The organism is Streptomyces sp. MK7 (genome assembly GCF_032658145.1).
GTDB lineage: Bacteria > Actinomycetota > Actinomycetes > Streptomycetales > Streptomycetaceae > Streptomyces > Streptomyces spiralis.
Genome location: NZ_JAVACL010000088.1, coordinates 1 through 12310 on the forward strand (window position 1 = coordinate 1; position 12310 = coordinate 12310).

11 protein-coding genes and 4 pseudogenes are annotated in these 12310 nt (G+C 70.5%); 7 read left to right on the forward strand and 8 right to left on the reverse strand.

Going from position 1 to position 12310, the window contains the following annotated elements; all coding sequences use genetic code 11:
• Window positions 1–746: bacterial transcriptional activator domain-containing protein (locus R2S09_RS39095; RefSeq protein ID WP_399145668.1), on the reverse strand; the 746-nt coding region annotated here is incomplete at its 3' end.
• Window positions 747–1020: 274 nt separating this feature from the next.
• Here R2S09_RS39095 and R2S09_RS39100 point away from each other — a divergent pair.
• Window positions 1021–2524: pseudogene (locus tag R2S09_RS39100) on the forward strand (ISL3 family transposase).
• A gap of 550 nt (window positions 2525–3074) precedes the next feature.
• Here R2S09_RS39100 and R2S09_RS39105 read toward each other — a convergent pair.
• The gene (locus R2S09_RS39105; protein ID WP_316745992.1) at window positions 3075–3686 is read right to left on the reverse strand and encodes a hypothetical protein; all 612 of its coding nucleotides are present in this window, start codon (window positions 3684–3686) and stop codon (window positions 3075–3077) included.
• Window positions 3687–3840: 154 nt separating this feature from the next.
• Between R2S09_RS39105 and R2S09_RS39110 the strand changes: the two genes are divergently transcribed.
• Genes R2S09_RS39110 through R2S09_RS39120 form a run of 3 tightly spaced genes read left to right on the forward strand, consistent with a single transcriptional unit; the run spans window position 3841 to window position 5879 of the window.
• On the forward strand, window positions 3841–4005 hold the full coding sequence (locus R2S09_RS39110) for a hypothetical protein (protein WP_316745994.1): 165 nt from the start codon (window positions 3841–3843) through the stop codon (window positions 4003–4005).
• On the forward strand, window positions 3998–4504 hold the full coding sequence (locus R2S09_RS39115; protein ID WP_316745996.1) for a recombinase family protein: 507 nt from the start codon (window positions 3998–4000) through the stop codon (window positions 4502–4504). Before R2S09_RS39110 ends, R2S09_RS39115 begins: the two co-directional genes overlap by 8 nt.
• Window positions 4452–5879, forward strand: a complete 1428-nt coding sequence (locus R2S09_RS39120) for a cytosine permease (RefSeq protein ID WP_316745997.1) — start codon at window positions 4452–4454, stop codon at window positions 5877–5879. The genes R2S09_RS39115 and R2S09_RS39120 overlap by 53 nt, the downstream gene beginning before the upstream one ends.
• Here R2S09_RS39120 and R2S09_RS39125 read toward each other — a convergent pair.
• The gene (locus tag R2S09_RS39125; RefSeq protein WP_316745999.1) at window positions 5830–6156 is read right to left on the reverse strand and encodes a helix-turn-helix domain-containing protein; all 327 of its coding nucleotides are present in this window, start codon (window positions 6154–6156) and stop codon (window positions 5830–5832) included. The two genes, R2S09_RS39120 and R2S09_RS39125, sit on opposite strands and share 50 nt — an antisense overlap.
• A 110-nt stretch (window positions 6157–6266) precedes the next feature.
• Here R2S09_RS39125 and R2S09_RS39130 point away from each other — a divergent pair.
• Window positions 6267–7242 (forward strand): annotated as a pseudogene (locus R2S09_RS39130) (zinc-binding alcohol dehydrogenase family protein).
• 96 nt (window positions 7243–7338) lie between these two features.
• Here the strand turns inward: R2S09_RS39130 and R2S09_RS39135 are convergent.
• Both R2S09_RS39135 and R2S09_RS39140 read right to left on the reverse strand, forming a co-directional pair.
• Entirely contained in the window at window positions 7339–8319 is a 981-nt protein-coding gene (locus R2S09_RS39135; RefSeq protein WP_316746000.1) for a 2-oxoglutarate and iron-dependent oxygenase domain-containing protein, read from the reverse strand.
• A complete protein-coding gene (locus R2S09_RS39140; protein ID WP_316746001.1) occupies window positions 8297–8749 on the reverse strand; it encodes a nucleoside deaminase in 453 nt (150 codons plus the stop codon). Before R2S09_RS39140 ends, R2S09_RS39135 begins: the two co-directional genes overlap by 23 nt.
• A 96-nt stretch (window positions 8750–8845) precedes the next feature.
• On the opposite strand from R2S09_RS39140, the gene R2S09_RS39145 reads away from it, so the two are divergent.
• Both R2S09_RS39145 and R2S09_RS39150 read left to right on the forward strand, forming a co-directional pair.
• Window positions 8846–10129, forward strand: coding sequence for a PucR family transcriptional regulator (locus R2S09_RS39145; RefSeq protein ID WP_316746002.1), 1284 nt, complete (start codon window positions 8846–8848; stop codon window positions 10127–10129).
• Between the two features lie 114 nt (window positions 10130–10243).
• The gene (locus R2S09_RS39150; protein WP_316746006.1) at window positions 10244–10678 is read left to right on the forward strand and encodes an ATP-grasp domain-containing protein; all 435 of its coding nucleotides are present in this window, start codon (window positions 10244–10246) and stop codon (window positions 10676–10678) included.
• Here R2S09_RS39150 and R2S09_RS39155 read toward each other — a convergent pair.
• From R2S09_RS39155 to R2S09_RS39165, 3 genes and pseudogenes are all read right to left on the reverse strand, one after another.
• Window positions 10588–11031: pseudogene (locus R2S09_RS39155) on the reverse strand (aldehyde dehydrogenase family protein); the annotation flags it as partial. The gene R2S09_RS39150 and the pseudogene R2S09_RS39155 sit on opposite strands and share 91 nt — an antisense overlap.
• Window positions 11007–11573 (reverse strand): annotated as a pseudogene (locus R2S09_RS39160) (transposase); the annotation flags it as partial. The pseudogenes R2S09_RS39160 and R2S09_RS39155, both read right to left, overlap by 25 nt.
• Before the next feature lie 80 nt (window positions 11574–11653).
• Entirely contained in the window at window positions 11654–12199 is a 546-nt protein-coding gene (locus R2S09_RS39165) for a hypothetical protein (RefSeq protein ID WP_316746004.1), read from the reverse strand.
• Window positions 12200–12310: the final 111 nt, after the last annotated feature.

Consider the following 12310-nt stretch of genomic DNA (forward strand, 5'->3'; position numbering starts at 1 on the left):
AGTTCGTTGATGAGCTGAGAAGTCTCGATCTCCAGTGAGCAGTCGAGATCCCGGTTGACTTGTTGCACGCGGGTGATCGCGGTGTGCAGTCCGGAGCGGTTCCCGCGGGCAGCCTCAAGACGCATCCAGTCCCGGTAGAGGAGCTCGGCTGTGGGGTCGGCGTCGAGGCCGGTGGCGACGGCCTGGCGGGCGGCGCTGAGGTCGTGGTGGGGGCCTGCGGGGATGCGGTAGGTGGCCACGGTGTGCGCGATGTCGGTGATCCGTGTGATCATTTCCTGGGCGTAGGGCTCGGCCCAGGGCAGCGGCCGGCCGCCGAACGGCTTGCCCCGCACCAGAGCCAGTGCCTTTTCCAGGTCGGTCAGGCCGGGCGGGCCCAGTGGCAGCGCGTGTTCGACGAGCTGGAGGAAGCGGGTCCAGTCGCAGCGCACGCCGGGAGCGAGCCGGTAGGGGTCCTCGCCGGTCTTGCGGCGCGGCACGTAGAGGTTGCCAGACGAGTCGCTGCCCAGGGAACTGCGCAGGCCCTGCATCCGCGCGTTGAGGGTGCTCGTCGACCACGGGCTGACGGGATCCATGTCGGCACACAGCACGTCCGCGCTCCGGCCGGGCCGGAAGTACAACAAGGCGGCCGGCTGCGCCATTCTGGGGCCGTGACCGGTGCTGTCCACGCCTGTGACCTCGACCGGCCCCAGTACCCGGATCTCCGGGGCGTTGAGGTCCTGCGCCTCGCACCCTTCTCTCTCCGGCACCGCGGGCTCCTTCAGGGCGGCCCCCGGGGCGCCGGCCTCCGCAGCGTTTGCCGCGTCGGTGGAGTCCGCAGCGGCCGGGGACGCCGGGGCCGGGGACACCGCTGCTTCGGCGCCCGGTCCGGTTTCGTCGTCGAGTCGGGTCCACGATGCGGTGGGGGACAGGAGCCGGAGCCGGGAGTGTCTAATCAACGGCCCTGTCTCACATTCGGTGGTGACGGAGAGTCGTGAGGCTCGTTGGACTCGTGTGGAGGATGTCAACGAGCTTGTGCAGACGCTGTTTTCGGGTCTTTCCCCGCTGGTCATAGAGGATGTGACCGACGAGAGCGAGCGGATCGTGGTGCGGGCGCGGACTCCGCAGGGCACCGCGGTCTGTCCGGTGTGCGGGGCATCGACGGGGCGCGTGCACGGGTATTACCTGCGGACGGTGGCCGACGTGCCTGTCGACGGACGGCGGGTTGTGGTTCGTGTGCGGGTTCGGCGCCTGGCGTGTCCCACACGCGGCTGCCGGCAGACCTTCCGCGAGCAGATGCCCGGGGTGCTGGAACGCTACCAGCGACGCACGACCCGCCTGACCATGCAGGTCAAGGCCGTGGTCAAGGAGTTAGCGGACCGAGCGGGATCACGTCTGCTGGCGATACTCGCGGCGGGCCTGTCCCGCCACACGGCCCTGCGCACCCTGCTGCACATCCCTTTGCCCACCGGGCGGACGCCCCGCGTGATCAGGGTGGACGACTTCGCTCTGCGTCGGCGGCACCGCTATGCCACCGTGGTGATCGACGCCGAGACCCATGAGCGGATCGACGTACTGCCCGACCGTAGTGCCGACACGCTGGAAGCCTGGTTGCGCGGGCATCCGGGCGTCGAGGTCGTGTGCCGTGACGGCTCCGCGACCTATGCCGAGGCCATCCGCCGCGCCCTGCCTGACGCGGTGCAGGTCGCGGACAGGTGGCACCTGTGGCACAACCTGTGCGAAGCCTCCCTGAGTGAGGTAAAGGCACACAGCACATGCTGGGTCGCCGTGCTGGACGCGCCCCTGTATGAAGGGCCCCGCGCACAGACCACCCTGGAACGCTGGCACCAGGTCCACGGCCTACTCGAGAAGGGCGTGGGCCTGCTGGAGTGCGCCCGCCGCCTGCAACTTGCCCTGAACACCGTCAAACGCTATGCGCGAGCCGATCGGCCCGAGCGGATGCTCCGCGTCCCCAAGTACCGTGCCGGGCTCGTCGACCCCTACCGCGAGCACCTGCGCAAACGCCGGACCGAGGACCCCGCCGTCCCTGTCAGCCACCTCTTCGAAGAGATCAAAGCCCTCGGGTTCACCGGCTGCCTGAACCTCCTGCACAAGTATCAACCAGGGCCGCGCGGACGCCGACCGCAGCCACATCTCTCCGCGCCGACTCGCCCGGATGATCCTCACCAGGCCCGACAACCTCAAAGCCGAGCAGCACGATCTGCTGGCCCGGATCGCTACAGCATGCCCCGAGATGACCCAACTGGCCTCCATCGTCGGGAACTTCGCCGAACTCCTGACGCCTTGCTCGGGAAATACAGACAGGCTCTCGCGCTGGATCGTCCAGGTCCGCGCAGCAGATCTGCCTCATCTGCGCGCTTTCACCCGGGGTCTGGACCGAGACCGGGACGCCGTGATCGCCGCGTTCACGCTTCCGTACAGCAACGGCCCCACCGAGGGTGTCAACACCAAGACCAAGCGGATCGCACGCCAGATGCACGGACGAGCAGGCTTCACCCTGCTTCGGCACCGCATCCTCCTCGGATAGCAGCACGCTCCGTCACCACCGAATGTGAGACAGGGCCGAAACGCTGACACTCCGTCATGCACCGATGCGGATACTGACGCGAGCCGTTGAAGGCAACCACCGGGTTGTGGCATGGATCCCGGATAACCTCCCATATCGAGGTTCCATGGAAGCGCGTAAATCCGATGAACGGGGCGTCTCATATCGGATGGTCAGAACGCGGTCGAACCGGTCGTCGTCCCGGCCGCGCCGGCCCGGCCGGAGGAGTACGACACCGCGACCCGGGCCGCGCTCGACCTGTCCCGCTCGGAAATACGACTCTGGGTCTGGCCTGCAGCTTCTCCACGCAGGGCGGCGGCCTGCACAGCGCCTGGGACGATCTGTCGATGCCACTGTCGATCCTCACCACGCTGGTCCACAATCTGATCAAGGTGCCCGTTGCCGTGCTGCGCAGCCGCGTGGCCAAGGATGCGGAAGTCTTGGCGTTACGGCACGAGGATTCCGGACTTCAAGAACGCCTTCACCAGCGCCAGGACGCGTTTGTCTCCGATGCGAGCGCGCACCCTGTCCATCAGGGCCGCGTGCGAGATCTCGTCGAACGAAGCCCGGACTTACTACCCGTATCGAGGACCTCGCGGCCGCGTTGCGGGCCGGGGCCGCCGGGCTGTACTGCGCGGTGGTGGCCGTCGAGTTGCTGATCGGCCACGATCGGTGGCTGCACCGTGACGACTTCGTCGCCGCGTTCGTCGAGGTCGTCCCCGCGCTCGGGGACGGGACGCCGTTGGCGTTCGTCGACTGGCCGCGGGTGGCGGCCCAGCTGGGACGCGGGCGGCTGGCCTGCTCCGGTGGCGAGGGCCAGGTGCTGCGGCTGCGCGAGCCTGGCCGAGGGCGTCCCCATCGATCTCGCGGAGGCACTGACCAGTTTGGACGCCCCGACGGTGACGCTGGCGGCATGCGCGATGCTGCACGCGGGCAGCTGCCCCGGCGCCGCGCACGTCTTGCGGAACGGGGACGCGCGATGACCTGCGTCCGCGTCACCCGCGATCACCACCCGCTGCAGGGCCACAGCCTTCAGGTTCTCGGGCAGATGCACTGCCGCGGGCGGCTGGAGCTCCTGCTCGTCCTCCCCGACGGCAGCAAGTCCCTGATCCCGGCCGCCTGGACCGACTACGCAGCCGGCCACGAGCCCGGCACCGGAACAGCCCCGTCCCAGTGCCAGGTCCTCGCCGCGCCCGAGGACTTGACGGCGGCCCGCGTCGTGGTTTCCGCGCTTCTCGCACGGACGATCGACCAGCCGGAGCAGGCTGCACGGCATCTCCCGCGCAAGGAGGATGACCGTGCAGCCCGTCCAACTCAGTCTGCTCCCCGAGCAGTTGTCCCCGCCGCCGAAGCAGCTGATCGGCCAGCTCCCGCCCCCGCAGGTGCAAGAGGCCCTCACGCAGCTCGCCCGTCTGATCGCCAAGATGACCGCCGCGCACCGCGAGGAGGCCGACGATGAGTGAGAACAGCAAGGTGACCCCCGCCCACCGGCAAAGAGCGGCTGTCGTTTACGTTCGCCAGTCCACCCTCCTTCAGCTGGAACGCAACAAGGAGTCCACCGCCCGCCAGTACGATCTGGTCGAGCGCGCGGTGGTGCTGGGCTGGTCCCGCGCGGCGATCGGGGTCGTGGATGAGGACCAGGGCCATTCCGGTTCGAGCACGGCTGGACGGTCGGGGTTCGCCGAGCCGGCCGCCCGGATCGGCCTGGGTCAGGTCGGGATCGTGCTGGCCCTGGAGGTCAGCCGGCTGGCCCGCAACAATGCGGACTGGTACCGGCTCCTGGACCTGGCCGCGATGACCGACACCCGCAGGTCGTCCCCGATGCCTACAGGTTGTACGCCGGCAAGCCTCCCGAAGCGGACAATGCGCCCCTGGGCCGGAACCCGCTCGGGCCGGACACTTACCTCGCATGACGACTGCTCCTGCCAGCTCAGCCACCACGATCGCCCCCGAGTACGGTGACCGGGTCATCGCCGTCGAGACGGCGGGCTCGGAACCCATACCCGACGCCGAACGGCACGGCAGCCCGCTGCAGCTGCTGTGGACGTGGGCCTCCCCGAACATCGAGTTCGCGACCGTCTACATCGGCGTGATCTCGGTCCTCTTCTTCGGCCTGGACTTCTGGCAGGCGACCGCGGCCATCCTCCTCGGCACCGCGCTCGGCGCGCTCACCCAGGGTGTGCTGTCCCTGGACGGGCCGCGCTTCGGCGTCCCGCAGATGGTGATCGGCCGCTTCTCCTTCGGTTTCCTGGGCAACATCCTGCCGTCCGGGGTCAACGGCCTGGTGGCAGGCGTCGGCTGGTTCGCGGTGAACAGCGTGAGCGCGGCCTTCGCCCTCAACACCCTCACCGGCCTGCGCCCCCTGCCCTTGCTGCTGCTGGTGGTGGCGGCGGAGATTCTGATCGGCTTCATCGGCCATAACTTCGTGCATGTATTCGAGAAATACGCGTTTCCCGCGCTCGCCGTCGTCTTCCTGTTGGCCGGCGTGTGGACGTTCAAGGACGCGCACCTCGGCGGGGGCGGCTCAGGTGGAGGTGTTGGCGGCTTCCTCCTTGCGGTCAGCACCGCCTGGGGCTACGCGGCGGGCTGGAACCCGTACGCGGCGGACTACTCGCGCTACCTGCCGCGGACGGCGAACCGCTTCAGGACGGTCCTGTTCCCGGCGCTCGGCCTGTTCCTGTCGGTCGCGGTGGTCGCAGTGATCGGCGCGGCGTCGGCGACGATCGTCGCCCCGAAGGACGCCACCCCGACGGCGGCCTTCACCGGCCATCTGCCGGGCTGGCTCGGGGACCTGGTGCTGCTGGCCATCATCCTCGGCGCGATCTCGGCCAACGCCCTGAACATCTACTCGGGCGCGATCTCGATCACCGCGCTCGGCCTGAAGCTCCCCGCCTGGCTGGGCCGGAGCACGCTGGTCGTGGTGTCGGGCGTGGCGGGTACGGCGGCGGCGCGGGCGTCGCTGTCGGACGCGGGGTCCGCGTACGAGGCGTTCCTGCTGATCATCGCGTACTGGGTGGCACCGTGGCTCGGGGTCATCCTGGTGGAGCGGTGGCTCCAGTCCCGTACGGCCACCGGCGAGGAGCTGGCGCGGCGGCTGGACGACCGTTCCTACACCAACTGGCCTGGACTGGCGGCCCTGTTGATCGGCGTGGCGGTGTCGGTCCCGCTCTTCTCCAACCAGGAGAAGTACATCGGCTGGGTCCCGGAGCACTACCCGTCCTTCGGCGACATCACGCCCCTGGTCGGCTTCGTGGTGAGCGCCGGGCTGTACGCGGCGCTGCGGCGGTTCAGTCCTGCCGCAGCACCAGTTCCAGCGGCCCCGGAAACCGCGCGCTGAACTCCGCCCGGCGCAGCCGGTCGACCCGCCTCGGCCCTTCGTCGCGCTGCTCGACCAGACCCGCCTGACGCAGGACCGCGAAGTGATGGCTGAGGGCCGCCTTGCCGACCGGCACGTCGAAGCTGCCGCAGGTGCGGGACCAGTCGGCGGAGGCCGCCAGATCCCTGACGAGCGTGAGGCGTACGGGATCGGCGAGGGCCGTGAGAGCGGTCTGGACGGGGACGTCGTCCGGGTGGGTGTGCTCGGGCGTGGCCCGATGACTGGTGCGCGCCGACACGCTCGCCTCCCTCGCCGCCTGCGCCGTGTGCTGCGCTTGCCTAGTGTTCGATGAAAACCATGCACTCCCGAGTGTTCGCTTCTCATTGAACGCTCGCTGAGGAGTGTGCCATGCGCGCGGTCGAGTTCCAGGAGTACGGCGGTCCCGAGGCCCTGAAGGTGGTGGAGGCAGACGTGCCCGAGCCGGCCCCCGGCGAGGTGAGCGTCGACGTGGCGTACGTGGGCGTGAACTTCGCCGACCTCAAGGCCCGGTCGGAGGGCTATCGCGTGCCAAGTCTCCTCTTCCGTACGGGACTTGAGATCTCGGGGCCGCGTGCGAGCGGTCGGCACCGGTGTCACCGGCCTCGCCGTCGGGCAAATGGTGGCCGCGCTGACGCAGGACGGCGCGTACGCGGACGTCGTGGTCGCCGACGCGGGGACCGTCTTCCCGCTGCCGGCCGGGGTCGCTCTGCGCGCCGGCGCCACGCTGCCGTCGGTGCTGCCGACCGCCTACGCACTCGTCCACACGGTCGGCCGGCTGCAGCCCGGCGAGACGGTCCTCGTGCAGGGCGCGGCGGGCGGAGTCGGCACCGCGGTGGGCCAGTTGGCCAAGGCGGCAGGCGCGCGGGCGGTGTACGGCGTGGTGTCGAGCGCCGCGAAGGCCTCGTACGCGCAGGAGTACGGCTACGACGAGGTGTTCGTCGGCGAGTTCGAGCAGGCGGTGCGGGCGGCGACCGACGGCCGGGGTGTCGACCTCGCCCTGGACCCGGTCGGCGGCGAGACGCTCCGCGCGAGCCTGGCGTCGCTGGCCCGCTTCGGCCGCCTGGTCTCGTACGGCAACGCGAGCGGGGAGCCGGCCTGGACAGCGGGCCAGCCGGAGCTGTACCCCCGCGGGCTGTCGGTCGCCGGCTTCTCGATCCTCACCTTGGCCCAGACGGCTCCGGAGGAACTGCGCACCCTGACGGAACAGGCCTTCGCGACCGCAGTGGACGGAACCGTGACCCTGCCGGTGACGGCGGAGTTCGGCCTGGAGGAGGCGGCCAAGGCGCATCGGCTGATGGGGGCGCGGACGAGCACGGGGAAGCTGCTGCTGCGGGTCGCCCGCTGACGTGCCGACGATCCGCAAGAACCGCTACGGCTGCTGAGGCCGGTACCCGGTCGGATCCCCTCTCCGACCGAAGTTCGTCTTCGATTCCGGCTTCTGTCAGCCCACGGTGATTGAGTCCAGCTTCTCCCGCAGATACACATGCGAGTCGACCGGCCCGTACGCCACCCGCCCCACCGGAGCGGGAACCGACTCGACGACGGTCCCCGGGGTGCACTCGCCGAAGTAGACGAGTGACATCAACTCCTCGGCGGGTGCGTCGGCCGGGGGCGGCAGGACGCGGTGGCGGCCCGAACGCCAGCGGTCGCCCGTCCAACGGGCCATCAGATCCCCGATGTTGATGGTGAACGCCTCCGGGTCGTACGGCGCGTCCTCCCAGCCGCCGTCGTCCGTGTAGACCTGCAACCCGCCCTTGCCGGCCTGCCGGTCGAGGATCGTGACCGTGCCGAAGTCGGTGTGCGGGCCGATGCGGAACTGGCCCGGCTCCGGCTCGCCCATGACCTCCGTCCCCGGATACCAGTTGATGTTGAAGCCATAGGTGGGATGGTCCATGTGGCGCGTGAAGAAGTCAGGTTCCAGGCCCAGGGCCTCGCCGAGCAGCGCCAGCAGATGGTTCTCCAGCTCCCCCATCCACGCCAGGTACTCCTCGCACAGCACCCGCAGCTCCGGCACCTCCCCGGGCCAGACGTTCGGCGCATACCACTCCGCGTTGATCTCCGGGTCCTCGAACGGCTCGTGCGTCGCGAAGGTCAGCGACTCCTTGAGGTCGGGCGGGGTCTCGGTCCCCTCGGAGTAGCCGTTGGCCTCGGCGCCGGGGCCGAGCCAGCCGCGCCCGCCGACCTTGGCGGCGTACTTCTCCTTGAGCTCGGCGGGCAGCGTGAAGAACGTCCGCGCGGCCTGACGGATCCGGGCGCGCAGGGACGGGTCCACGCCGTGGCCGGTGACCAGTAGGAATCCGGCGGTCTGGAGGGCCTCGTCGACGGTACCGGCTGTGCGGGCGCGGGCGTCCGGGTCGCCGTCCAGCCACGGCCGCAGATCGATGGTGGGGATACGGGGCTCAGTCACTTCCGATGTCCTCATTCCACAGAGCCGGGTTCTTCTCGATGAAGTCGCGCATCAGTGCCGTGCACTCGGGGTCGTCCAGGAGGACCACCTCCACACCGTGTTCCGCGAGCCAGTCGTGGCCGCCGTGGAACGTGGTCGCCTCGCCGACGACCACCCGCAAGATGCCGAACTGGCGGACCAGGCCGCTGCAGTACCAGCACGGCGAGAGGGTGGTCACCATCGTCGTACCCCGGTAGGAGCGCTGGCGGCCCGCTGCGCGGAAGGCGGACGTCTCCGCATGCATCGACGGGTCGTCGTCCTGGACGCGGCGGTTGTGGCCGCGGCCGAGGAGGGTGCCGTCCGCGCCATAGAGCGCGGCGCCGATGGGGATGCCTCCCTCGGCGAGGCCTGCGCGGGCCTCCGCGACGGCGGTGGCGAGCCACTCGTGTGCCTGTGCCTGATCCATCCCTTCACTCTGCGTCGGCCGAAACACCGGGGCAACGTGCGGAAAGTACTCTCCGGGCAACCCGCAGCCGGACGAACTGTCGCCCTGGAGGCTCTCGTGCCCGCACTCACCCTCCGCGAGATCCTGGCCCTCGACCCGGTGCGGGCCGCCGAGCCCGAGCTGCTCACGGGCGAGGGCTTCCTCGACCGCCCGGTGCGCTGGGTGCACTCCAGTGAGGTGTACGAGGGCGCGAACTTCCTGGACGGCGGCGAACTGCTCCTGACGAACGGGTTCGGGCTGACGGACGCCGGCGAGGAGATCCGGCGGCGGTATGTGCGCGAGCTGGCCGCGCGGGGCGCGACGGGGCTCGCGGTGGAGGTGGGGCGGTCGCTGCCGCACATGCCGGACGAGGTGAAGGACGAGGCGCGGCGACTCGGGCTGCCGCTGCTCGCACTGCACCGGGTCGTGCCCTTCGTACGGATCACCGAGGCCGCGAACCGGGCGATCGTGGCCCGCGGGTTGTCCGGGCGGTCCGTCGTACGGCCCTGGGGCGGCGACCACACGGCCGCCCTGCTCGCCGACCTGGCCGACGGGCAGGCCCTCAACCAGCCCGAGGTGGAGGCGCGGGCGGCCCTCGCCGGTTTCCAGCCGGGGCCGGGAGCGCGGCTGGTCGGGGTGTCGGTGCACGGGGCGCGGGACGCGGGGATCGCGGAGCGGGCGGTACGGGCGCTGGGCGGGGGCGGGGTGCTGCGGGCGGTGTTTCCGGGGGACGTGCTGGCGTTGCTCGCGTTGGCCGGCGCAGACGGGCGGGCCGCCGTACGACCGGGTATCGCACGCGACCCGGTGCGCGCCGTGCAGGACGCGTTCCGTGCCGCCGCCGAGGCCGGGCTGACCGTGGCGGTCGGGCATGCCGTGGCGGCGGGCGGCGGCTGGCAGCGGTGGAGCGAGACGCTGCGGGCGGCGCGTACGACGCTGGAGCTGGCCCTGACCGTGCCGTCCGCCGAACCGTCCGCCGACGGGGGACCGCTGGTGACGTCGTCCCGCGCACTCACCCTCGAACGAGAGCTGACCCGCGGCGGCATGGATGCCAACCGCGACCGCCTCTCCCGCCTGGTCCAGCACAGGCTGGGCCCGCTCCTTGCCTGGGAAGCGGCGCACCCCAGCGACCTGACCCGCACCCTGGAGGTCCATCTGCGCCACGGCTGCTCGCCCACGCGCACCGCGGCCCTCCTGCACATCGGCCGCCAGTCCCTCTACCAGCGCCTGGACCGCATCGAGTCCCTCCTCGGCGTGGAGATAGCCGACCCGGACCTGCTCGGCGACCTGCTCACGGCCCTGTGCGCGCACCGCATCGTGCGGGGCGCACCGGCCACGGCTCAGGGGCTGCGGACGGTGGCGTGAGGAGGCCGTGCCCCGCCCCGGGCAGCGCCGCGCCCTGTGACCGCCCTCCGCGCGGCCGTCCCCGTCAGCAGCGGGCGTGCATGGGAATCCCCGTACGACAAGGCCGTGCCGATCGTGGAGCTGGCTTTCCGACAAGCCCGGTTCGCCGCACTCCTGACCGAGCACGGCATCCCGACACCACGTACCGTCCTGTCGGACGAGACAGACCAGGCCCCCGACGGCCCGCTCGTCGTCAAGCCCCGGTATGGGCAGGGCGCCAAGGACGTGCACTTTTGCCGGACCCGCGAGCAGGCGCGTGTCCTGTGCGAGCTGATGCCCCACCCCCTGGTGCAGCAGCGGGTGAAGGGGAGGGACTTCACAGCCGACTGCCTCGTCGACCGCTCCGGCCGCGCCTCCGTGGTGCTCAGACACCGGCTCGTGGTAAAGGGCGGGCTCGCCATGGTGAGCGTCCGGGGCGGTCAGCGGGACGCGGGGAAGCCCAGGTCCCGGCCAGCCGGCGTCTCGGCCGGGTCCGGCCAGCGGCTCGTGGTGACCTTGCCGCGCGTGTAGAAGTGCATGGCTTCGCTGCCGTACATGCGGTGGTCGCCGAAGGCCGAGTCCTTCCAGCCGCCGAAGGAGTGGTAGCCCACCGGCACAGGCATCGGCACGTTCACGCCGACCATGCCGGTCTCGACCTCCAGCTGGAACCGGCGGGCCGCGCCGCCGTCGCGGGTGAAGATCGAGCCGGCGTTGCCGAACGGGGAGCCGTTGATGATTTTCATGGCCTCCTCGTAGGTCCCCGCGCGGACCACGCACAGAACGGGGCCGAAGATCTCGTTCCGGTAGGCGTCCGAGTCGGTGCTGACGTTGTCGAGGAGCGAGATACCCATCCAGTGCCACGCAGCAGGCCCACGACCGGTTCCCCGGACCCGCCCCGGCCGTGGTCGACGAACCCCATCAGCGGGTGATGGCCGAAGGTCTTCTTCCAGGTCGCGGCGGCGTCCTGCTTGTCGGAATGCGCGATGACGAGCACCCCGTCCAGGTCCACGGTCACCTGTCCGTCGGCGTCCGGCGCTGCGTCACCGGCCAGCTTCCAGACGCGTGCACGCACTGCGGCCCGCGCAGTGCGGATCGCCGCCAGGGTTCGCTTGCCGCCGGCGGCGAGTGTGTCGATGAGCCGGGAGACGGTCGGGTCGGAGGCCACCGGCCCGAACAGCGCCGGCTCGGCCCGCAGCAATCCGACATCGGCCAGGCAGTCCCCGCCCAAAGCGACCGCGAGGGCGACGTCCAGAAGGACCTTCCCCGGGTCGTGGACGGCCCGCCGCTTGCGCCATGGGACAAGCGCCGCGGATATCGCCTGATCAAGGCGGGTCTTGCGGATCGTCTCCACCAGCAGCACGGACCCGGCCTGGGAGACCACTCCGCGGCCGCCACCCTCGACACGGACACGCGGGTAGGACCCGATACGCTTGTCGGGTAGCCCCGGTGCATTGCTGCACCAGGCCCCCTCAGAACCGGACGTGCCCGATTTCCGGGCATCTCGGCTCAAGCAAGCCCTGAAGGCTCTCGGGTCTGCTGATGTCTCGCACTGTCCGCTCTCTTGCTTCGGATGCACGAGGCGTGGGCGAGGCGGAATTGCACCCCATCCGACGTTCCTACTCCCTGATAGGCGATGTGACGTGCCTTCATCGCTGCCCGGGTGGTGCGGAGCCACTGCTCCCACCCGGTCGGGGACTGCGGGGTCCGGTCGGCGTGCAGCAGCAGTTGGCCGCAGATCTGGCAGCGGCCCTTCTGCTCCTGCAGGAGTCGCAGAGTCGCCCGGTCCAGAGGGAGCGGGGCGGCTCTGCGTCGCCGCTGGGCCCAGTAGTCGGCCAGGGCAGGGTCGTCCGGGGACGCCGTGCCCTTGACCAGCTGGTGCCGGATGATCTTCGTCCAGGCGAACTTGACGAGGTAGGCGCCGGTCTCCCGGTCACCGAACACCCATCGGTCCTGCCGGGCCGTATTGAAGCGGCCGAAGTACCGGTCCATGATCCAGTGCCTCGACTTCTTCGGGTGCCTGGGCAGCGCCCACCGGTAGGTGAGCTGCCACAAGTAGCTGTCCCAGGGAGGCGAATACCTCCTTGGACACCACAGTCCGGTAGTAGGCCGACCAGCCGCGCACGATCGGATTGATCATGCGCAGCACCGCGAGAGGAGGAGGAG